The organism is Pseudazoarcus sp. NS34 (assembly GCF_059703725.1).
Map to the genome: position 1 here is coordinate 678,289 of NZ_BAAKIZ010000002.1, position 21,764 is coordinate 700,052.

Here is a 21,764-nt window from a genome sequence, read left to right on the forward strand (position 1 = left end):
CTCGCGTGTCAGTTGATTCCGGCGCGGCGCAGGGATTCACGCACACGCTCGTGGAAGGCTTCGGAAAGGGGTGTGAGCGGAAGGCGGATACCGCCTTCGATCAGTCCCATCTGCTGCACCGCCCACTTTACCGGGATCGGATTGGCCTCGCAGAACAGGTTGCGATGCAACCACAACAACTTCCTGTTGATGTCGCGTGCGGTCGCGGCATCGCCAGCCAGACCGGCGACGCACATGTCGTGCATCAGGCGCGGTGCGACGTTGGCAGTAACCGAGATGGCGCCGTGGCCACCCAGCAGCATGAAGGCTGCGGTGGTCATGTCGTCACCGGTGTACAGCGCGAAACCAACCGGCGCGCGCTCGATCAGATCGCAGGCGCGATCAATGCTGCCGGTCGCGTCCTTGATGCCGATGATGTTCGGGACTTCGGCCAGACGCAGCGTGGTGTCGTTGGCCATGTCGGCCACCGTGCGACCCGGCACGTTGTACAGCACCATCGGCAGCGCAACCTTCTCGGCGATGCTGCGAAAGTGACGGTACAGGCCTTCCTGCGTCGGCTTGTTGTAGTAGGGCACGACCGACAGGTGGGCATACGCACCGACCTTCTCGGCGAACTGCGCCAGCTCGATGGCTTCGGCGGTGGAATTCGCACCGGTACCGGCGATGACCGGAATACGGTCGGCGGCATGCTCGACAGCCACGCGGATCAGCTCGCAATGCTCGTCCATGTCGACGGTTGGCGATTCGCCCGAGGTGCCGACAATCACGATGCCGTCGGTCTTCTGCTCCACATGCCAGTCGATGAGAGAACGCAGCCGCTCGAAATCGAGACGACCGTCCTCGTGCATGGGGGTAACGATTGCAACCAGGGAACCGGTGATCATGGGGCGGGCAGTCAGGCGAAGGTCAAGTGCGCGATTCTACCTGAAGCGGCCCGCACGGCCAGCCCTGGCTGAGTACTTTTCAACGCTTGGCGCGCGCTGTCGGTTGTGCCGGGGATCGCCAGCGCGCTAAAGATCGGCCAGCGCCCGCACGTGGGCCACTGCTGCCCGCCCCAGTGCCGAAAGGGCGTAGCCGCCTTCGAGCATCGACACGATACGGCCACGGCAATGCTGCTCAGCGAAACCCCGCAGCTCGGCGGTGACCCAGGCGTAGTCGTCCTCGACCAGGCCGCAGGAGGCCATGTCATCTTCGTAGTGCGCATCAAAGCCAGCGGAGATGAAAATCATCTCGGGCGCGAAGGCCTCCAGGGCCGGCAGCCATTTTCCGGCAACCACCTCGCGGAACTCCGCCCCGCGCAGACCGGCCTTGACCGGCACGTTGGCCCAATGCGCCGGAACCTCGTCGGTGCCACTGTAGGGGTAGAACGGGTGCTGGAAGATGCTGGCCATCATCGCGCGCGGCTCATTGCGCAGGATGTCTTCCGTGCCGTTGCCGTGATGCACGTCGAAGTCGACCACGGCGACACGTTGCAGGCCGTGCGCTTCCAACGCATGCAATGCGGCAATGGCCACATTGTTGAGCAGGCAAAAGCCCATCGCGCTGGCGCGACCCGCATGATGGCCGGGCGGGCGCACGGCGCAGAAGGCATTGTCGGCCCGGCGCGACACCACCAGATCGGTCGCCAGCACTCCGGCGCCAGCGGCGTGCAGCGCGGCGTCGAGGGTGTGCGGGTTCATCGCGGTATCGGGGTCTAGATGGTGCGTGCCGTGCTCCGGCACGCTGGCACGCAAGCGTTCGAGATAGGCCGCGTCGTGGGCGCGCAGGATGTGCGCATCTTCGGCGCGCGGCGCATCGTGGAACTCTAGATAGGCCTCGACACCGGAAGCAATGAGCCGATCGTTGATGGCGCCGAGTCGCGCAGGACACTCCGGATGATGCGCACCCATATCGTGCAGAGCGCAGTCCGCATGGGTGATGAAGGCCGTCGCCATGCGCGCCGCTCCTGAACCGTTTGAGCCCTTAGGTGGTCTATTATCGCGCCATGCCATCGCCCAGCCAAACTCCCGCCGAGAGCGTCCGCAGACTGCTCACCGCCGCCAACGAAATCATCCTTGGCAAACCGCAACCGCTGCGTCTCACGCTGGCCTGCATCATCGCCCGTGGCCACCTGCTCATCGAGGACCAGCCCGGTGTCGGCAAGACCACCCTGGCACACGTCTTCGCGCGGCTGATCGGCCTGCACTTCCAGCGCGTGCAATTCACCAGCGACCTGCTGCCGGCCGACATTACCGGTGTATCGATCTTCGACCGCGAGGCCGGCGCCTTCCGCTTCCATCCGGGGCCGGTGTTCGCACAGATCATCCTCGCCGACGAGATCAACCGCGCTACACCCAAGACGCAAAGCGCGCTGCTCGAAGCCATGGAAGAACACCAGGTCACGGCTGACGGCGAAACCCACGCCTTGCCCGACCCCTTCTTCGTCATCGCCACACAAAACCCCACCACGCAGATCGGCACCTTCCCGCTGCCGGAGAGCCAGCTCGACCGCTTCCTGATGCGCATCCACCTGGGCTTCCCGGGGCGTGACGCCGAGCGCGCGCTGCTGATGGGTGAGGACCGCCGTGACCTGCTCGAACGCACACCGCCGGTCATCACGCCGGACGAACTGCTGGTGCTGCAGCGCGCAGCGCGCGCGGTGAACGTCGCGCCGCGCCTCATCGACTACGTGCAGTCGCTGCTCGCCGCCACACGCAATGACACCGAACTCGCTGGTGGCCTCAGCCCGCGCGCCGGGCTCGGCCTGCTCTCCGCAGCGCGCGCCTGGGCGCTGATCCAGGAGCGCGACCACGTCCTGCCGGAAGACGTGCAGGCGGTGTTTCCGCATGTCGCCGGGCATCGTCTGCATCTGGCCAGCGACGGCCGCAGCGCACCGCCCGCGGTGATCGCGCGCATCGTGGCGTCCGTCGCCGTGGACGGATGAATTTCGTCGACCGCCTCGAACGCCTTCCCGACCGCGCCGCCGCCTGGCTGGGCCGTCGCGCCCCCCAAAACCTCCCGCTGAAGCTGACCCAGAGCCGCATCTACGTGCTGCCCTCAGGCGCCGGACTGGCCTTCGGGGTGGCGCTGCTCGTGATGTTGATCGGCGCCATCAACTACAACCTGAGCCTGGGCTACGGACTGGTCTTTCTGCTGGTTGGCGCCGGTATCTCGGCCACCGTACAGGCCTTTCGCAATCTGCTCGGGCTGAACATCGCGCGCCTGCGCATCGAGCCAGTGTTCGCCGGTGAAGCGGCCACACTGCGCATTCTCGTCGAGAACCCGTCAGCGCTGCGTCGCCCCGCGCTGCACCTGCGTTGCGGTGCCTCCGAAACACGCGCCACGCTCGAAGCGGCGACTTCCGCTGACACCGAGCTCGCCCTGCCCACCGCGCGCCGCGGCTGGATGCCGGTCGACGCCATTCGTATCGGCACCACCTGGCCACTCGGCCTGGTGAGGGCCTGGAGCATCGTTCGCCCCGAGCTGAACTGCCTGGTGTACCCCTCACCCGAAACCGCCCCGCCTCCACTACCAGAGGGCGAGAGCCCGGAAGCGAACGGCCGCGTAACGCACCGCAGCGGCGACGACGACTTCGCCGGGCTGCGGGCGCACCGCATGACCGATTCGCCGGGTCACATTGCCTGGAAGGCCGCCGCCTCGGGCGGGCCGCTGCTCACCAAGGAATTTTCCGCCCAGCAAGGCAGCAGCCTGCTGCTCGACTGGAATGCCCTGCATGGGCTCGACGACGAGACCCGTGCGGCGCGCCTCACCGCCTGGGCGCTCGTCGCCGAAAACCGTGGCCTGCGCTACGCCCTGCGCACCCCCGAAGGGCTGCTTGATGCCGCCAACGGGACACCGCACCTGCGCGCCTGCCTGGCCCGTCTGGCGCTCGCACGAAGCCGTCATGAACAGCGCTGACACACGCCCCGCCGCGCTGTGGGCGCTGGCCACTTCCGCCATCACCCTTGCCCCGCACATGCTGTATCTGCCGGCATGGGCATCCGCCTGTTGTGTCGCGCTGCTCGGCTGGCATGCCGTGCGCTGCCGCAGCGCAGCCCCCGCTGCCGGGCGGCTGTTGCGCCTGTTCATCCTGCTGCTGGCCGCGGGCATCGCCGCTGGCATACGCCTGCATTTCGGCTACTTCCTTGGCAAGGATCCGGGCATCGCGCTGCTCGCCGTGCTGCTGTGCCTGAAGCTGCTCGAAGGCAATGCCACCCGCGATCTGCGCGCGGCCATTCTGCTTGCGCTGTTCCTGCAGCTCGGCCTGTTCTTCAACGACCAGAGCCTGCCGGTGGCTGCGCTCGCGTTGGGCGGCGCTCTTTGTGCCATCGCCACGCTGACGGCCATCGAAGACCCGACAGCGCGGCCGCTGCCGGCCTTGCGCAGCAGCGGCGTGCTGATGCTGCAGGCCCTGCCCTTCCTGCTCGTGCTGTTCCTGCTCTTCCCACGCCTGCCCGGACCGCTGTGGGGCTTGCCGGCCGATGCGCACAGCGGCCTTACGGGTTTGTCGGACGAGATGCAGCCTGGCTCGATCTCGCAGCTCATCGAATCCGGCGAGATCGCTCTGCGCGTGGAATTTGAGGGCGCACCACCGCCTCCGGCGCAACGCTACTGGCGCGGGCCGGTGCTGACCGACTTTGACGGCCGCACCTGGCAAGCACGCAACGCAACGCTGCTTGAGAATCCGCCCTATACGCCGAGCGGGCCACGCTACGACTACATTTCCATCATCGAACCACACCAGCGGCGCTGGCTGCTGGCCATGGATTTCCCCGGCGCAGTAGAGCGCCCTCGCACCCGCTACGCCGGCGACCTGCAATTGCTGTCGGATCTGCCGCTCGGACAGCGCACCCGCGTTGCACTCAATGCCTGGCCCGAAACCCCGGTCGGACTGAACGAGTCGCCATCTGTGCTGCGCCAGGCCACGCGCCTGCCGGAAGACTCCAGCCCGCGCACGCGAGCACTGGTCGAGCGCATCATCGACGGCGCCAACAGCCCGCGCGAAGCACTCGACCGTGTACTCGCCCACCTGCAACGGGCCGACCTGACCTACACGCTGTCGCCGCCGTTACTCGGCGACGAGCCGGTAGACGAGTTCCTGTTCGACTCCCGCCGCGGCTTCTGCGAGCACTTCAGTTCGGCCTTTGCGGTGATGATGCGCGCCGCCGACATCCCCGCGCGGGTGGTCACCGGCTATCTGGGCGGTGCCCTCAACCGCTTCGACGGCAGTCTGGTGGTACGTCAGTCGGATGCCCACGCCTGGGTCGAGGTGTGGCTGCCAGACAGCGGCTGGGTGCGCATCGACCCAACCGCACTGGCCGCGCCGGATCGCATCGAACGCGGCTTGTCCGCCGCCCTGCCTGACGGCGAAGCGCGGCCATTCATGATGCGCTCTGGCTTTGCCACCGAAATGCTGAGAGGCATGCGCGACCGCTGGGAAGCCTTGTCCAACGCCTGGAACCGCAACGTCATCGGCTTTGATCAGCAACGCCAAAGCAAGCTGCTGTCGCGCCTCGGGTTAGACGGGGCAGATCTGCGCACGCTGTTGCTGGCGCTCGTCGGCACCGTCTCGGCCTTGCTCGCTGCACTATTGCTGTGGGTGCTGCGACAGCGCCCACGAGGCGACGAGCTCGACCGCCTGTGGCACCGCTTCGGCGCACGCCTGGCGCGGCGCGGACTGGCCCGTTTGCCTTCAGAAGGCCCCATCGATTACGCTGAACGCATCGCTCGCGAAAGCCCGCAAAACGCTGCGCGCGTGCGCGCCATCGCACTTACTTACGCACGTCTGCGCTATGGCGCGACGCGCTCCGACACCGCCGCCCGCACACGTGAGCTGGCCCATCGCATCCGGGAGTTCTCTCCGCAATGAAGCTTCAGTTTCGTACCGTCCTCGTCAGCGCCCTGGCAGCCGTTCTGCCGCTGGGCGCTGCCGCCTCCTACGTCGACCACAGTGAAGCGCGCGACTTCATGCGCGACATGCAGCAGCACCACGGCTTCTCGTCCGCCGAGCTCGAAACGGTGCTGGGCCAGGCCAGCCGTATCGACCGCGTGATCGAGTTGATCCGCCCACCGGCCGAACCCGGCCAGCGCTCCTGGCAGCGCTACCGTTCACGCTTTCTGACGGACGCCCGCATCGAGCAGGGCGTGAGCTTCTGGCTGACCTATCGCGACAGCATCGAGGCCGCCAGCACGCGCTATGGCGTGCCGCCCGAATTCATCGTGTCCATCCTCGGCATCGAGACCAACTACGGCAGCTACACCGGCAATTTCGAGACCGTCTCGGCACTCGCCACGCTGGCTTTCGACTACCCGCCGCGCGCACCGCTGTTCCGCCGCGAGCTCGAAAACCTGTTGCTGCTCGCACGCGAGCAGAACCGCGACCCGTTCAGCTACTCCGGCTCCTATGCCGGCGCACTCGGCTACCCGCAGTTTCTGCCCAGTAGCGTGCGCGCCTATGCGGTGGATTTTGATGGCAACGGCCGCATCGAATTCGACGCCGACCCGGTGGACGCCATCGGCAGCATTGCCAACTATTTCGCCGTACACGGCTGGCAGCCGGGCGAGCCTGTGGCTCAGCGTGTCTACCTGCCGCCCGATCTTGACCCGGCACCGCTGATTGCCGCCGGCATCGAGCCGTCGATCCAGACTGCGGGCCTGAGCGGCCGGGGCATCGGCCCCATCTCGGGCAACTTCAAACCCGGCCTGGCGACGCTCTTCGACCTCCCCACGCCGGACGCCGATACCGAATACTGGATCGGCTATCGCAACTTCTACGTCATCACGCGCTACAACCGCAGCAGCTTCTATGCGATGGCGGTGTACCAGCTCGCTCAGGCCGTGCGTGCGCAACTCGAAGAGGTAGCGCCGAGCACAGAGCGCTGAAAGCGTCTGGCCAACGCGGCGAAACCAAAGCCTGGACCGGGCGTTTATGGCTGACATGCTATAATTGCCGCCTTGCACCAATCGCGTCGTCCCAGCCATGCGGACGACACATCTCCGGGAAGCAGCGAACTCCCATCCGTATTCAGACAAGGTTCGAGCCGCAAGCCGCGGTTCGCCAACGGGTTATGCCAGTCGCCACGCGCGCAGGCCGGCCCGATTCGTCCGCCGCCAGACGCCGCGGACCACATGAGGAAGCCATATGGCCAAGGAAGAACTAATCGAAATGCAGGGTTCCGTCACCGAAGTGCTGCCGGACGGCCGCTACCGCGTGACGCTGGAGAACGGACACAATCTGATCGCCTACTCGGGCGGCAAGATGCGCAAGTTCCACATCCGCATCATCGCCGGCGACAACGTCTCGCTTGAGATGTCCCCGTACGATCTGTCCAAGGGACGCATCACCTTCCGCCACCTGCCCGGCCGCCCCCCTGGCACGACCGGTGGCGCCCCCCAGCACAAGCGTCGCCGCTGAACGCCTGGCGCTTCAGCCACTACTGAAACAGGCGGAGCTCCGCGAAGCACAGCTTCGTGCCGCCACAGCCGCCCCGGTGAGTACACCGGGGCGCGCAGTCCGAAAATCATCCGAGCAGCATTTCATTCAGCGCCTTTAGCGCTGACCGCGTCGCACCCGGCGCTGATCCTGTCCCTCGGCACCCTGACCATTCTGATACGCGCTCTGCGCGGCGGCCATCGCCTCCAGGGCGAGCGCCACTCTGTGGTTGATCGTGCCCTTCGCCAGCACGCCCTTGGTGTCGGGCTCGCCGGCCTCCAGGCCAGTGAGTAGCGTCATCGCATCATCGACGGTCTCGATGGTATGGATGTGGAAGGTACCGCGGCGTACCGACTCGACGATGTCCTCGCGCAGCATCAGGTGGCGAACGCTGGCCGCCGGAATCAGCACGCCCTGCTCACTCGTCAGCCCGCGCATCGCGCACAGGTCGAAGAAGCCTTCGATCTTCTCGTTCACGCCACCGATCACCTGAGCCTCACCGAACTGGTTCACCGAGCCGGTGATCGCCAGGCTCTGCTTCAACGGCACGTCGGCCAACGCCGACAGCAAGGCGCACAGTTCGGCCATCGAGGCCGAATCGCCTTCGACCATGCCATAACTCTGCTCAAACACCAGACTCGCCGACACGGACAAGGGACGATTGCGCGCATAGCGCGCGGCCAGGAAAGCCGTGAGGATCATCACGCCCTTGCTGTGAATGGCGCCACCAAGTTCAGTTTCGCGCTCGATGTCGACGACTTCGCCGTCGCCGAGTCGCGCGGTAGCGGTGATACGCACCGGATGGCCGAAGTGCTCACCGCCCAGTTCGACCACCACCAGGCCATTGACCTGCCCGGCGCGCTGACCCTCGGTCGAGATCAGCGTCGAGCCTTCTACGATGGATTCGATCACGCGCTCGGCGTAACGACCGAAACGCCGCGCACGAGCGGCAATCGCCCAGTCGACATGCTCTCGACTGGCGGCTTCCAGCCCGGCTTCACGCGCGTGGAAATCGGCCTCGCGCATCAGGTCGCCGACGCGTCGCGTGTACAGCGACAGCTTGGCGGAATCCTCAGCATAGCGGGCGCTCTGCTCGATCAGGCGCGCAACCGCGTCGCGGCGAAACGGCATCAGCTTTGCATTGCGGCCCAGCATCGCCAGCAAATGCGCGTAGTAAGTGACGTTCTGCGGCGTGCGCGACATTTCGTCGTCGAAATCGGCGGCCACCTTGAACAGCTCGGCAAAATCCGAATCGTGCTCGTTGAGCAGGTAGAACACCTCGCGACTGCCGATCAGCACCACCTTCAGCTTGCACGGCACCGGCTGCGGCTCGAGGGTGACCGGCGCGCTCCAGCCCTGCGCCTCGGCTGGCGGCTCGATGCGGATCTCGCCGCTGCGCAGCGCGCGCTTGAGTCCGTCCCAGGCATACGGCTGGCCGAACAGACGCTCGGCGTCGAGGATCAGGTAACCGCCGTTGGCGCGGTGCAGCGAGCCGGCTCGGATCATCTGGAAGTTCGACACCTGGTTGCCCATGTGCACCAGGTGTTCGATGCGACCGATCAGGTTGCCGAAGCCGGGGTTGTCCTCATACACGATGGGCGCGCCGGTGGTCTCGGCGTTGTCGACCAGGAGCTTGACCAGGTAGCGCTGAAAGCGCCCGGTGTTGTCCTCGCCCTCGTCTTCCTCGTCGAGCGCGCTACCCCAATCGATGCCGCTGTCGAGCAAATCCTTCTGCACCGCGTCGAGAAATTCCTGAACGGCGTCGATGTCCTTGTAGCGATCACGCAGATCGCGCGACAGATGCGCGAAGGTCGGCGCCAGCGCGTCGCGCTCGGCCCGGCAGATCGACTCGCGCAAAGCCTTGCGCCAGCCCGGAAACTCTTCGAGCAGGTCGGCCAACCGGTCGCTCCAGTCGCCAACCTTCTCCTCGATGGTCTCGCGTTCGGCTTCGGGCAAGCCCTCGAAATCCTCGGGCGACATGGTCTCGCCGTCCTTGGTCGGGGCAAAGACAAAACCCTCCGGCGTCTTGAGCAGCGACAGATTGTCAGCTGCGCAGCCTTCGCCCAGCTCCTGCAACGCCTCTTCCTCGCGCTCTTTGTGCGCGTCCTGCAAGGCCTCGATGCGGGCCTCGTGCGTTTCGCCGTCGAGCGCGGCGTCAATCGCCGGGGCGAGGTCGCGCACGAAGGTCTGCATGTCGTTGCGCAACTGCGTGCCCCAACCGGGCGGCAGCGACAGCAGACTCGGACGCTGCGGGTCTTCGAAGTTGTAGACGTAGCACAGGTCCAGCGGCACCTCGCCCTTCGCCGCCAGCTCGGCCAGCAGCCGATTGACGATGGCGTGGCGGCCGGTGCCGGACTCGCCGAGCACATAGACGTTGTAACCGGGGTGCTGCATGGCCAGGCCGAAACGCAAGGCCTCGTCGGCGCGCGCCTGCTCCAGTCCGTCGGGCAGATCGGCCAGTTCGGCCGTGGTTTCGAATTCCAGGGATTCGGGCTCGCAGCGGGTGCGCAAGCGTTCCGCGGGCAGGCGGGTATGCGTCATTCGTTCCATTCCTTGTCATGTCGCCCCGCACACGTGCCGGCCGCGATCCGCACGCCGGGGCTACAATGCGCATTGTTGCATGACACGCACGGCGGCAGCGACGATCCCGCCCATGCAGAATGAACCGGCGGCGCGTGTCGGCGGTCAATCCACACTGCACCGCACTGCGCTACCGCTGCGCCACGGCGAGTCCGAACAGCGAATGAACATGAAGATCATCCCCATCCGCACAGAGTTGTCGAACACCCTGCCCGAAATCGAAGGCAGCATCCCCGCGTCCGGCCCGCTGGCCGACCGCATGGGGCGGGAAGTGCGCGACCTGCGCATTTCGGTGACGGACCGCTGCAATTTCCGCTGCACCTATTGCATGCCGCGCTCGGTGTTCGACAAGGACTACCAGTTCCTGCCGCGCAACGACCTGCTCAGCTTCGAGGAGATCGAACGCGTCGCGCGCGTTTTCGCCGATCGCGGCGTGCGCAAGTTGCGCATCACCGGCGGCGAGCCGCTGCTGCGCAAGAACGTCGACCAGCTCATCGAACGCCTCGCGCGCATCCCCGACGTCGAGATCACGCTCACCACTAACGGCGTGCTGCTGCCGAAGATGGCGCAGCGTTTGAAAGACGCCGGCCTGCACCGCGTCACGGTCAGCCTCGACTCGCTCGACGACCCGACCTTCCGCCGCATGAACGATGCTGACTTTCCGGTTCAATCCGTGCTCGAAGGCATCGACGCCGCGGCCGACGTCGGCCTTGGCCCGATCAAGGTCAACATGGTCGTCAAGCGCGGCGAAAACGACGACGGCGTGGTCGACATGGCGCGCCACTTCCGCGGCAGCGGCCACATCGTGCGCTTCATCGAATTCATGGACGTCGGCAGCTCGAACGGCTGGGACATGGCTGCGGTCATGCCTTCGCGCGAAATCGTCGAGCGCATCTCGGCGGTCTTCCCGCTGGAGGCGGCCGACCCCAACTACACCGGCGAAGTCGCCGAGCGCTGGCGTTACACCGACGGCTCGGGCGAAATCGGCGTCATCTCCTCGGTCACGCAGGCCTTCTGCTCCACCTGTACACGCATCCGCCTGTCCACCGAAGGCAAGCTGTTCACCTGTCTGTTCGCCCAATCCGGCCACGACCTGCGCGCGCTGCTGCGCGGCGGCGCGTCGGACGCCGATCTGGACAACGCGATTGCCCGCGTGTGGATGACGCGTACGGACCGCTACTCCGAGATCCGCACGGCCAACACCGCCAAGCAGCGCAAGATCGAGATGTCGTACATCGGCGGCTGACGCCCTACCTCTCGTCGCTCGCCGGCGGCAGTTCATCCAGCTGTGTCGACTCGATCTTCTCGAAATGCGCCGTGATCTTGCGTGAGCTGACCTGCACGTCCTGCACGTCGCGGTTGGCCTGATCGATATGGCGGGCGAGCGCGTTCATGCGTTCGTCGAAGCGGTGAAAATCCTTGGCCAGCTTGCCCAGCGCATCCTTGATGATGTGGATGTGCTTGCGCGTCTCGACGTCCTTGAGCACGGCCCGCGCGGTGTTGAGCACGGCCATCAGCGTGGTCGGCGACACCACCCACACACGGCGCTCCATCGCATAGGCGATGAGTTCGGGGTGCCAGGCGTGGATCTCGGCGAAGACCGCTTCGGCCGGCACGAACATCACGGCACCATCCGACGTCACCCCCTGCTCGATGTACTTCGTGGCAATCGCGTCGATGTGGCGCTTCACGTCGCCGCGGAAGGCCGTCTGCGCCAGCTTGCGGTCGAGCTCGGGCGACTCAAGATCGAGCATGCGGCGGTAGTTTTCGAGTGGGAACTTGGCATCCACACACACCATGCCCGTCGGCTCGGGCAGGCGCAGCGCGCAATCGACGCGCGTGCCGTTGGGCAGCGTGTGCTGAAAACTGTAGCTGTCGGGCGGCAGCAGGTTGCGCACCAGGCCTTCGAGCTGCACTTCGCCAAAGGCACCGCGCGCACGCTTGTCGCCGAGCAGATCCTGCAGGCTGACGACGCTGGTGGTGAGGCCGTCGATCTTCTTCTGCGCCTCGTCGATGGTGGCGAGGCGCTCCATGACGTTGAGGAAGGTTTCGTTGGTCTTGCGGAAACCTTCGTCGAGGCGCTGATTCACGTGGCCGGCGATGGATTCGAGGCGCTCGTCGAGCGTGCGCGATACACCGGACAGCCCGCCCTGCAGCAGCTCGCGGTCGGCCCGCGCCTGCTCGGCAAGGCGCGTCAGCACCTGTTCCAGCAACTCGGCACGCAAGCGTTCATGCGCCGAGGCCGAAGCACCCGCTGCTTCGGCAAAACGCTGGGCAGATTGCTCGCGCTGTTCGGCAAGCCGCGCCTGCATGGCGGAATCGAAGGTATGGAAGGATTCGCGCATGGCGCGCAGCTCTCGCTCCAGCGATTCGCGTGTGCGCTCTGACTGCACATCGGCGCGCTGCCCGAGCCGCTCCAGCGCGGCATAACCGTGATCGGAGGCTTCGTCGAGCCGCTCGGCCATCGACTCGCTCATGACCTCGGCCAGGCGGCGCTCGCTGCGCACCAAGCGCAGCACCACCCACGCCAGCACCAGAAGCACGGCCGCCAGCGCAGCCAGCGTGAGTTCGGGCGCGTGCGCGCCTATCCATTCCAGTCCCTGCATCGGCGATGAGCCCTCCGTTTCGATGCAGGGATTGTACTCAGCGCGGCATCATGCGCACCTGGTCTCCCTCGCCCAGCGGCCGCGGCTCGCCCAGCAGATAGCCCTGGGCATAGTCCAGCCCCAGTTCGATGAGGCGGTTCATGACGCTCTCGGTCTCGACGAATTCGGCGATGGTCTGCAGGCCCATGGTGTGGCCGATGGTGTTGATGGCCTGCACCATGGCCATGTCGATGGGGTCGTGCTCGATGTCCTTGATGAAGCTGCCGTCGATCTTCAGGAAATCCACCGGCAAGGTCTTGAGGTAGGCAAACGAGGACAGGCCGCAACCAAAGTCGTCCAGCGAGAAAGCGCAGCCGAGTTGCTTCACCTCGCGGATGAAATGCACGACCTTGGACAGGTTGGCCACCGCGGCTGTCTCGGTGATCTCGAAGCAGATCGCGCCATGCGGCAGGCCGGACTGCTCCAGCGTGGTGCGCAGAGTCTGGCGAAAGCGTTCATCTGACAGCGAGGCGCCGGACAGGTTGATGCAATACACGCCGTCGAGACGGCCGTGGCGGCGGTAGCGATCCCCCAGCCAGGCCAGCGTGTTGTTGACCACCCACTGGTCGATGCGCGGCATCAGGTTGTAGCGCTCGGCGGCGGGCAGAAATGCGCCGGGCTGAATGATCTTGCCATTCTCTTCCAGCCGCACCAGGATCTCGAAGTGCATGCGGTTGCGATCCGGCGCATTGAGCGGAACGATGGGCTGCACGTACAGACGCAGGCGGTCCTGATCGAGCGCGGCCTGCAAGCGCGTGACCCATTGCATCTGGCCGTGCTGTTCGAGCAGGCGGTCGTCGTCAGGCTGGTACAGATGCACGCGGTTGCGCCCGCCCTCCTTGGCGGCGTAGCAGGCGGCGTCGGCCGAGGACAGCACGGCACCCAGATCGCTCTCGTGGCTTTCGAGCTCGACCACGCCGATCGACACGCCGATCGAGAACACCTTGGTCTCCCACGCGAAGCGGAATTCGGCGATGGCCTCGCGGAAGGTCTCGGCCAACTCCAGCGCGCGCTCGCGCGGGCAGCTCTGCAGGATCAGGCCGAACTCGTCGCCGCCCAGCCGCGCCAGTACGTCGGAGGCACGCAGATGGGTGCGCAGCAGCGACGTGACCTGGCGCAGCAGCTCGTCCCCGGCGACGTGTCCGCAGGTGTCATTGACGACCTTGAACTGGTCGAGATCGAGGTAGCACAGGTAATGCGTCTGCCCTTCCTCGAACGGGCGCCCCAGCAGCTCGGACAGGCGGCGCTCGAACTCGCGGCGGTTGGGTATGCCGGTCAGCGCGTCGTGGCTGGCCTGGTGCGACAGTTCGCGCGCGAGGTTCAGCGTGACCGTGACGTCATGGAACACCAGCACCGCACCGATCAGAAAGCCGTCGCGCGAGCGGATCGGCGCGGCGGTGTCGAGCACCGGCACGTTCTCGCCGTCGCGCTGGCGCAGCAGCGCGTGCTCCAGCCGCGGCATGACCTGGCCACGATGCAGCGCCGTGCGCACCGGGTTCTCGATCACGGCGCCGGATTTCTCGTCGACCAGCCGATAGATCATGCTCACCGGGTTGCCGCGCGCCTCGTGCGCTCGCCAGCCGGTCAGGCGTTCGGCCACCGGATTCATGTACTGCACGCAGCCGCTCTCGTCGGTGGTGATCACGCCGTCGCCGATGGAGGCCAGCGTGACCTGCGCCAGATCACGCTCCTTGTGCAGTTGCGATTCGACCTGCTTGCGCTCGCTGATGTCGCGCACCATGCCGGTGAGCTGGGCCACCTGCCCGACCCGGTTTTCACTGATCGAGACCTCCAGCACGCGCCGCTCGCGCGGTGCGCCGAAGCGCAGCTCGAGTTTCTCGCCGGGAACGAACAGCCGTTCCAGGCGCGGCTGAGGTGTGCCACCCTCGGGCGATACAAGGCGCTGCACCGGCTGACCGATGACGCCCGAAGCAGCCACGCCGAAGAGCTTCTCGGCGCCCGGGTTGAGACTGGTCAGCACGCCTTCGCGCGTGAAGGTGATGATGCCGTCGCGCACGTCACGGATCACGGCGCGGGTCTGTTCGGTGGCCTCTTCCAGCGCGCCGATGACGCGGTTGTAGGCCGAGGCGATCTGGCCGACCTCGGTAAACGGCTCGACCGGAACACGGTTGGTCAGCCGGCCGGTGCGGCTGTGCTCCTCCATGGTTTCCATCAACTGCACGAGCTCGGTACGCGCACCGTGCTCGGATACGTTGAGCCCCAGGCGTTCGTCTTCGGCGCTGACGCGCAAGGGCCGAAAGCGCCCCAACGCCCGCAGCACCAACCAGGCAATGCCGAAGGACCAGGCGCCGCAAGCAACCACGCCCAACACCTGCACGCCGAACTGTTCGACACGCGACAGGCCGTTTCCGATCAATGCAAGGTCACCAAACAGCGCCACACACAGCGTGCCCCAGGCACCGGCGGCCAGGTGCGCCGGAATGGCGCTCACCGCGTCATCGATGCGCCGCGCCAGTAGCCACTCATTGGCGATGACCATGATGACGCTGCCGATGGCTCCGATCACCAGTGCGTCCAGCCCACTCACGACGTGGGCGCTGGCGGTGATCGACACCAGCCCGGCCACCGCGCCGTTGAGCGCGTACATCACCTCGCAGTAGCCGTGCAGTTTCCAGCCGATCAGGATGCCGGCCAGTATTCCGGCGGCGGCCGCCAGCGCGGTGTGCGCCATGATCGCCGGCACCGCTTCGGTGAAGGCCAGCGTGCTGCCGCCGTTGAAGCCGAACCAGCCGAAGAACAACAACAAGCCGCCGAGCATGGCCACCGGCAGGTTGCCGGCCGGAATCACACGCGCCGGCTCGCCTGGCACGAACCGCCCTTCGCGCGGACCGAGGATCATCACCGCCGCCAGGGCCACCCAGCCGCCAGTGCTGTGGACCACGGTCGAGCCGGCGAAATCCACGAAACCCATGGCAGCCAGCCAGCCGGCCCCGCCATCGCCAATCACGCCACCCCAGGCCCAGTGACCGAAAACTGGATAGATCAGGCCGGCGACCACAGCGGATACCACCACGTAAGCCGGAAAATGCATGCGCTCTGCCACCGCGCCGGACACGATGGTGGCCGCGGTCGCGCAGAACATCATCTGGAACAGCACGAAGGCCATCAGCCAGGTCGAGGTGCCGGCCTCGCCGTTCATCGCGAAATGGCCTGTGCCGAAGAGCCCGCCGACGCTGTCACCGAACATCAGCCCGAAACCGAACAGCCAGAACAGGATCGACGCCACGGCGAAGTCAGCGATGTTCTTGACCGCGACGTTGATGGCGTTCTTGGCACGCGTCAGCCCGGATTCGAGACACAGGAATCCGCCCTGCATCACAAACACCAGAGCGGCACACACGAGCATCCACAGAATATCCAGCGACTGGTTTTGCGACATCGCGTCCTCGGCACACGGTCCCGGCTTCCGGCCGGGGCGGATTGCAACTCACGCAGCAGGCCCCGAGTGCGCATGGCAGCGCAGTAGGAAGGCCTTCCGATGAGTTAGCAAGCCACATGCCACTGCATGCGCCCGCGCAAAACGGGGGTTTGCGGGTCGTACCGGGGAGACGAGCGGCTTGTGTGTAGCCGCACACGCACCATTGCGGTGCGCGATGATCAGTCCCGGGACACGGCAGCCGGGCTGGAGGCGATGGCGAGTACGGCGTCCACGTCCACCTCGTCGATCTGCGATGGGTCCAAGAAACGCTCGGCGTACACCTGATGGATGCCGGATTCGAGGAACAGCCGGAACAGGTCGGCGTCCAGGTGCTGATCCGCCACCATGTTCGCCATGATGGTCACCGACTCCGACAGCGTCTTGGGCGCCTTGTAGGGTCGATCCACGGCGGTCAGCGCCTCGAACACGTCGGCCACCGCCATGGTGCGCGCCAGCACGCTCATGTCCTCGCGCTTGAGGCGCCGCGGGTAGCCGCGCCCGTCCATGCGCTCATGGTGGCCCGCGGCAATCTCCGGCACCCGCGCCAGGTGCTGCGGAAACGGCAGCCGCGTGAGCATCATGATGGTCTGGATCATGTGGTGATTGATGATGTAGCGGTCTTCGGGCGTCAGCGTGCCGCGACGGACCGTGAGATTGTGCAGCTCGCCCCGATCGTGCTTGTAGTGCGGCACCTCCATCGAGAAGCCCCATGGGTTGTCGGCGCCGAAGCGCTCGCTGTCGGGGCGCTCGATGCGGTGCCACGGCTGATCGGCCAGCAGCGCCTCTTCAGCCGGCAAAGGTGGCTTCGGATGGGGCGCCCGCAGCAGGCTCTCGTCGCGTGAAATGCCGCGGCGGTCATCCAGCGTGCGCAGCCAGCTGCGGGCACCGATACGCTGCAACCGCTCGACGTCGGCGTCATCCATGGCCTCGCCGCCCAGATTGCAGTCGGCCACGAAAGCGAACTCGGCGTCGAGTTCTTCCAGCGTCCTTTGCAGCTGCTCGGCCACGGCGTGCGCGTCGTCACCGGCCAGACGTGCTTCCAGCGCCGCAATGCGGGCGTCGCGCTTGAGCACCTCGAAGCGCATGCGGATTTCGTGGATGCGGTCGTAAATGCCTTCGAGCTTGGTGGCTTTGTCGACGACGTACTCGGGCGTGGTGATCTTGCCGCAGTCATGCAGCCAGGCCCCGATGTGCAGGGCTTCGCGATCAGTCCCGGACAGGCGGAAATCGCGCCACGGATCGGCGTCGGAAGTGTGCGCAGCCTCGGCCAGCATCTTGGCCAGCTCCGGCACCCGCTGACAATGGCCGCCGGTGTAAGGGCTCTTGGCGTCGATGGCCGCTGCAATGAGCTGGATGAAGGATTCGAGCAGGTGCTTCTGGGCGTCGATCAACTCGCGTGTCTCGATCGCCACGGCGGCGGTGGCCGAAAGTGCCTCGATGAAGCCCACGCGCGAATCACGTCGCGGACCTTGCCCATCAGCCAGCCCTGGCAGCCACACTGCGACGGCGCCGACCAGCGCGCCTTCGCGCGTGATCAGCGGCACGGCCACGCGCAAGCTGCCTGCCTCGGCTTCGATGCGCGTCGTGCGCCGTTCCAAAGCATCGGCCACCAGCCCGCCCGCACCAGGCAAGATCTCTTCGGGCAGCGCGGCCGCGACGCGGGCATCTCCGCGCTGACGCACGCGCACGATGCGCGAGCCGTCCACGACGCGATAGATCGCGCCGCCCTCGGCGCGTGACGTGTCGACTACCGTGCCGAGAATCATCTCCAGCAGGGTTTCGACATCGCGCTCCAGGCCCAACGCGACACTGGTGTCGAGAAAGTCCGACAAGGTCGTGCGCATGCGGTCGATGGTCAGCGACAGGCGGTCGATCTCGCCGATGCGCGAGCGCAACAGGGGCCGCGCGGCAAAGTCGAAGGCCTCGATTGCCTGCGCTTCCTCTGCCAGGCGGCGCAGCGACACCACCGAACGCTGCGTCAGCCACAAGCCGAACGGCACGCTGACCGCAAAGATCAGCAAGGCGATCAGGATCTGTTGAGCGACGATGCTGCGCGCCTCGGCGAACATCTCGTCTTCCGGAATCGCCAGCAGCGCCATGAGTTCGAGGGAACCGACCGGCTTGAGCGGGATGCGCACCAGATGCCATTCACGGCTGCCGGCATGTTCGGCGTGACCCGTCACCGAGCCTCCATCCAGGCCAAAGGCATCGGCTAGCAGCGGGCGGGCAAGTTCGTCGACATGCGCCAGCCGGAAACTGTCGCCGCCATCCGGGATCAGCATCGCTACCGGATCGTGATGAGCCACCACCGTGCCGGCCGCATCGACGATGGCCAGCTCACTCGACGCCGTCATGCGCAACTCGTCGATCTGGGCGGCGAGGTTGGCGAACTCGGCATCCAGACCGATTACCGCATTCCCTTCGGCGGCGCGGCGCGCCAGCGTCACGCCGGGCACGCGGGTGGTGAAGAACAGATAGGGCTCGGTCAGCACCGTGTCGGCCGTGTCGGCGGCGTTTACAAACCACGGGCGCTCACGCGGGTCGAAGCGGTAATCCGGCAAGACCCGGCGCTCCAGCAACTGACCATCAGGCGCGTAGAAGCGGTACTCGCCAACCGCGTCGGTGATGGTCTGTACCAACAGATCCGCCCCGGTCGGCGCGCCAAAGCGCGCCACCAGCCCGACCGCGTCGAGTGGTCGGAACAGCACGAAATCGCCATCCGCATAGCCGGCATACACGGCTTGCACGATGGAATTTCCGCGCAGCACCTGGCGCGCCAGCGGCTGCAGCGCCAGACGCTCATCGAGCGTACGCGCGCTCACCATGTCGCTGTGGGATAGAAGGCGTAGCTGGTTGTCGGCCGGCTCGAAAATGCGGCCGATTCGCTCATCGAGGAGCGATGCGCCCTGCTCGATGGCTTCGCTGGTGGCAGTTGCCAGCGAATGCTCGGCACCGCGGTAGGCGCTGAAGGCCAGCGCCCCGACGATGCAGGTCACCAGCAAGGCAACACCGAAGGCAACAGCAACATTCAGCGGCACCTGAATGCGGTAGGGCACGATGTTGCGTGGAGCCGATTTCATTGCTCACCTCGCCTGGCAGCGAATCAACCGAACCACTCCGTCGGCAATGACGAGAGACTACTCCGGATTGTTGTGCCTACACCAGTTGAAATGCTTACGCAGCGGCGCGCAGACTGGCCATGGGCGGGCGATGCAGCAAACGTCGCGTACCCAACCAACCGCCGAGCATCACGCCCAGGGCACCGCATGCGGTGGCGAACATCACGGCGCCCAGATCCGGCACATAGTCCATGCGGAAGACGAACTGCGCCAAGGCCCAGCCGATCGCACTCGCCGCCCCGCCTGCCAGTACACCGGCCACCCCGCCGAGCACCGCAAACTCGGCAAACATGGCCTGCGTGAGCTGCTTGTTGCGCGCACCCAGCGTGCGCAGCACGGCCATTTCGTGGTCACGCTCGTCGTGCGTGGCCTGCAGTGCCGCGTATAGCACCACCAGCCCGGCCAGCAGCGCGAAGCCGAACACGAACTGCACGATCAGCACCAGCTTGCTGGTGATTTCCTCGACCTGGGCCAGCACCGCTGCCACGTCGATCACCGACAGATTGGGGAAGGCATTGACCAGGCCCGCTGTGAAGGCATGGGCATCGGCCTCCGACAGGTGGAAGGCACTGACCAGACTGGTGGGGTCGCCGTCGAGCATGCCATCGGCGGCGATCACGAAGAAATTGACGCGCATCGAACCCCAGTCGAGCTTGCGCACACTGGTGATCGGCCCTTCGACCAGGCGGCCGGCTACGTCATAGCGCAACACGTCGCCAAGCTTCAGGCCCAGGGTTTGCATCAGGCCCTGCTCGACCGACCATTGCGGTTCAGCCGAATCGCCGTGCCAGCGCCCTTCGGTGATCGTAATGCCGTCGGCCAGCCGACTGCCCTGGCTGAGGTTGAACTCGCGTGTCACCAGCCGCTGCGCGCGCTCATCGGCATACATCGCCGGATCAACCGCCTCAGCATTGATCGCAACCAGTCGGCCGCGGATCATCGGCAGGATCTCGGGCGCCTCCAGTCCGGCGTCGACAAAATGCTGCGCCACCGCCGCCCGCTGGTCCGGCTGGATATTGATGATGAAGCGATTGGGCGCATCGGCCGGTGTCTTCTGCTGCCAGTTCTCGACCAGATCGCCGCGCACGAGGGTAAGCAGCAGCAGCGCTGCGATGCCCAGACCGAGTGCGGTGACCTGGATCACGCTGGCCGCCATGCGCCGGTTCAGCGCCGCTAGGCCATACCGCCAGCCCCCGCCCGCAAGGCCACCGCTGCCACGCAGCCGTCCCAGCAAGCGCAACACGCCCCATGCCGCCAGCGCAAACACACCCAGAGCCGACGCAAAACCGGCAGCAACGGAAACACCCAGACGCAGATCACCGGCAATCCAGAAAATCAGGCCGAGCAGCACCGCGGCGCCAGCCAGCCACGCCGAACCACTGGCCGGCTCGACCGCGCCGAGCTCGCGGCGCAGCACACGCAGCGTCGGCACGCGGCGCAGCCGCAGCAACTGCGGCAGCACGAAGCCAACCAGTAAGGCAATGCCGACGGCGATGCCATGCGCCAGCGGCAACATCGACGGCGGCGGCAGGCGCAACTGCATCAACGAGGCCAGCAAGCCGCCCAGCGTGGCTTGCACCAGCCAGCCGAGCGCACCCCCGACGCAGGCCGCCAGCGCACCGAATACAAGGAATTCCCCGACAAAAATCATCAGCACCCGCGACTGTCGCGCGCCGAGACAACGCATGACGGCGCAGGCATCGAGGTGGCGACGCATGAAGCGGCGGGCCGAAAGGCCGACCGCTACCGCCGCCAGAATGACCGCCAGCAGCGCCGCCAGACGCAGGAAGCGCTGCGCCTGATCGAGCGCCGAGCGCACTTCGGGGCGCGCGTTTTCGATGGTTTCGAGCTTCTGCCCGCGGCCCAGGCGCGGCGCGATCCAGTCCTCGAAGGCGTCCACCGCGGCAGGCTCGCCAGCCACATGCAGCCGATAGTCGGCGCGACTGCCGGTGACAATCAGGCCGCTGTCTTCGAGGTCCGCCAGATTGAAGATTGCCCGCGGCAGCAGGCTGAAGAAGTTGGCGCCACGATCGGACTCGAAGCTGACCATGCCGGCGAGCCGGAACTCGAGCATGCCCAGACCGACAAGATCGCCGGTCTGCACACCCAGGCTTGCGTACATGCGCTCGTCCAGCCACAGCTCGCCGCGCGCCGGAATGCCGTCGGCGACCGCATCAGGCTGATTGGGTCCGGGCGCGATGCGCACCGCGCCGCGCAAGGGATAGCCCTCGCCGACGACCTTGACGCCGGTCAGCTCGGCCGCTTCCTCGGTGCTCGCCATGCTCGTAAACAAGACGGTTTCGGCGACTTCCAGCCCGCGCGAACTCGCCTCTTCGCGCACCTCGGCCCCCCAAGGCTGATCGGCGCTGAGCAGCAGATCGCCGCCAAGCAACTGATTGGCCTCGCGGTCCAGCCCGTGGGCGACGCGGTCGGCCAGGAAGCCGACGCTGGTCAGGCTGGCCACGGCGATGACGATGGCCAGGCCGAGCAGATGCAGCTCGCCCGCACGCAGGTCGCGCAGCATCATGCGAAAAGCCAGTCGCAGGGTATCCATGGGAGCCTACGACCCG

At 66.3% G+C, this 21,764-nt stretch carries 13 protein-coding genes; 6 read left to right on the forward strand and 7 right to left on the reverse strand.

Annotation, left to right across the window (positions count from 1 at the left end):
• Positions 1 to 8: 8 nt before the first annotated feature.
• Complete coding sequence (gene dapA, locus AC6H0N_RS09740) at positions 9 to 884, reverse strand: 4-hydroxy-tetrahydrodipicolinate synthase (RefSeq protein ID WP_497573898.1); 876 nt, start codon at positions 882 to 884, stop codon at positions 9 to 11.
• A gap of 126 nt (positions 885 to 1,010) precedes the next feature.
• Positions 1,011 to 1,934, reverse strand: coding sequence for a histone deacetylase family protein (locus AC6H0N_RS09745; protein WP_497573899.1), 924 nt, complete (start codon positions 1,932 to 1,934; stop codon positions 1,011 to 1,013).
• 50 nt (positions 1,935 to 1,984) lie between these two features.
• Here AC6H0N_RS09745 and AC6H0N_RS09750 point away from each other — a divergent pair, with 50 nt between their 5' ends.
• The 5 genes from AC6H0N_RS09750 (at position 1,985) to infA (ending at position 7,393) form a co-directional block, all read left to right on the forward strand.
• Positions 1,985 to 2,923, forward strand: a complete 939-nt coding sequence (locus AC6H0N_RS09750) for an AAA family ATPase (RefSeq protein WP_497573900.1) — start codon at positions 1,985 to 1,987, stop codon at positions 2,921 to 2,923.
• The gene (locus AC6H0N_RS09755) at positions 2,920 to 3,897 is read left to right on the forward strand and encodes a DUF58 domain-containing protein (protein ID WP_497573901.1); all 978 of its coding nucleotides are present in this window, start codon (positions 2,920 to 2,922) and stop codon (positions 3,895 to 3,897) included. The genes AC6H0N_RS09750 and AC6H0N_RS09755 overlap by 4 nt, the downstream gene beginning before the upstream one ends.
• Complete coding sequence (locus AC6H0N_RS09760) at positions 3,884 to 5,848, forward strand: transglutaminase TgpA family protein (RefSeq protein ID WP_497573902.1); 1,965 nt, start codon at positions 3,884 to 3,886, stop codon at positions 5,846 to 5,848. Before AC6H0N_RS09755 ends, AC6H0N_RS09760 begins: the two co-directional genes overlap by 14 nt.
• Positions 5,845 to 6,861: a lytic murein transglycosylase B gene (gene mltB, locus AC6H0N_RS09765; protein ID WP_497573903.1), complete on the forward strand. Its 1,017-nt coding sequence runs from the start codon at positions 5,845 to 5,847 to the stop codon at positions 6,859 to 6,861. The genes AC6H0N_RS09760 and mltB overlap by 4 nt, the downstream gene beginning before the upstream one ends.
• 259 nt (positions 6,862 to 7,120) lie before the next feature.
• Positions 7,121 to 7,393 (forward strand): translation initiation factor IF-1, encoded by a 273-nt coding sequence (infA, locus tag AC6H0N_RS09770; RefSeq protein WP_497573904.1) that lies wholly within the window; start codon positions 7,121 to 7,123, stop codon positions 7,391 to 7,393.
• 135 nt (positions 7,394 to 7,528) lie between these two features.
• Here the strand turns inward: infA and AC6H0N_RS09775 are convergent, their stop codons facing one another.
• Positions 7,529 to 9,952: a Lon protease family protein gene (locus tag AC6H0N_RS09775; protein ID WP_497573905.1), complete on the reverse strand. Its 2,424-nt coding sequence runs from the start codon at positions 9,950 to 9,952 to the stop codon at positions 7,529 to 7,531.
• Positions 9,953 to 10,160: 208 nt separating this feature from the next.
• Here AC6H0N_RS09775 and moaA point away from each other — a divergent pair, with 208 nt between their 5' ends.
• On the forward strand, positions 10,161 to 11,237 hold the full coding sequence (moaA, locus tag AC6H0N_RS09780) for a GTP 3',8-cyclase MoaA (protein ID WP_497573989.1): 1,077 nt from the start codon (positions 10,161 to 10,163) through the stop codon (positions 11,235 to 11,237).
• A gap of 4 nt (positions 11,238 to 11,241) precedes the next feature.
• Here moaA and AC6H0N_RS09785 read toward each other — a convergent pair whose 3' ends face one another.
• From AC6H0N_RS09785 to AC6H0N_RS09800, 4 genes are all read right to left on the reverse strand, one after another.
• Positions 11,242 to 12,597: a DNA recombination protein RmuC gene (locus tag AC6H0N_RS09785; RefSeq protein WP_497573906.1), complete on the reverse strand. Its 1,356-nt coding sequence runs from the start codon at positions 12,595 to 12,597 to the stop codon at positions 11,242 to 11,244.
• Positions 12,598 to 12,634: 37 nt separating this feature from the next.
• Positions 12,635 to 16,036 carry an ammonium transporter gene (amt, locus tag AC6H0N_RS09790; protein WP_497573907.1) on the reverse strand — a complete coding sequence of 1,134 codons (3,402 nt, stop codon included), beginning with the start codon at positions 16,034 to 16,036 and terminating at the stop codon, positions 12,635 to 12,637.
• A 218-nt stretch (positions 16,037 to 16,254) separates the two neighbouring features.
• Positions 16,255 to 19,155: an HD domain-containing phosphohydrolase gene (locus AC6H0N_RS09795; protein WP_497573908.1), complete on the reverse strand. Its 2,901-nt coding sequence runs from the start codon at positions 19,153 to 19,155 to the stop codon at positions 16,255 to 16,257.
• Between the two features lie 94 nt (positions 19,156 to 19,249).
• Positions 19,250 to 21,748 (reverse strand): ABC transporter permease, encoded by a 2,499-nt coding sequence (locus AC6H0N_RS09800; RefSeq protein ID WP_497573909.1) that lies wholly within the window; start codon positions 21,746 to 21,748, stop codon positions 19,250 to 19,252.
• Positions 21,749 to 21,764 lie beyond the last annotated feature (16 nt).

What these genes read in the sequence shown, in the direction of transcription:
- amt (WP_497573907.1), bottom strand. Translation starts at nt 16,036, where the DNA reads ATGTCGCAAAACCAGTCGCTGGATATTCTGTGGATGCTCGTGTGTGCC.
- AC6H0N_RS09795 (WP_497573908.1), bottom strand. Translation starts at nt 19,155, where the DNA reads ATGAAATCGGCTCCACGCAACATCGTGCCCTACCGCATTCAGGTGCCG.
- moaA (WP_497573989.1), top strand. Translation starts at nt 10,161, where the DNA reads ATGAAGATCATCCCCATCCGCACAGAGTTGTCGAACACCCTGCCCGAA.
- AC6H0N_RS09785 (WP_497573906.1), bottom strand. Translation starts at nt 12,597, where the DNA reads ATGCAGGGACTGGAATGGATAGGCGCGCACGCGCCCGAACTCACGCTG.
- AC6H0N_RS09800 (WP_497573909.1), bottom strand. Translation starts at nt 21,748, where the DNA reads ATGGATACCCTGCGACTGGCTTTTCGCATGATGCTGCGCGACCTGCGT.
- AC6H0N_RS09760 (WP_497573902.1), top strand. Translation starts at nt 3,884, where the DNA reads ATGAACAGCGCTGACACACGCCCCGCCGCGCTGTGGGCGCTGGCCACT.
- mltB (WP_497573903.1), top strand. Translation starts at nt 5,845, where the DNA reads ATGAAGCTTCAGTTTCGTACCGTCCTCGTCAGCGCCCTGGCAGCCGTT.
- AC6H0N_RS09750 (WP_497573900.1), top strand. Translation starts at nt 1,985, where the DNA reads ATGCCATCGCCCAGCCAAACTCCCGCCGAGAGCGTCCGCAGACTGCTC.
- infA (WP_497573904.1), top strand. Translation starts at nt 7,121, where the DNA reads ATGGCCAAGGAAGAACTAATCGAAATGCAGGGTTCCGTCACCGAAGTG.
- dapA (WP_497573898.1), bottom strand. Translation starts at nt 884, where the DNA reads ATGATCACCGGTTCCCTGGTTGCAATCGTTACCCCCATGCACGAGGAC.
- AC6H0N_RS09745 (WP_497573899.1), bottom strand. Translation starts at nt 1,934, where the DNA reads ATGGCGACGGCCTTCATCACCCATGCGGACTGCGCTCTGCACGATATG.
- AC6H0N_RS09775 (WP_497573905.1), bottom strand. Translation starts at nt 9,952, where the DNA reads ATGACGCATACCCGCCTGCCCGCGGAACGCTTGCGCACCCGCTGCGAG.
- AC6H0N_RS09755 (WP_497573901.1), top strand. Translation starts at nt 2,920, where the DNA reads ATGAATTTCGTCGACCGCCTCGAACGCCTTCCCGACCGCGCCGCCGCC.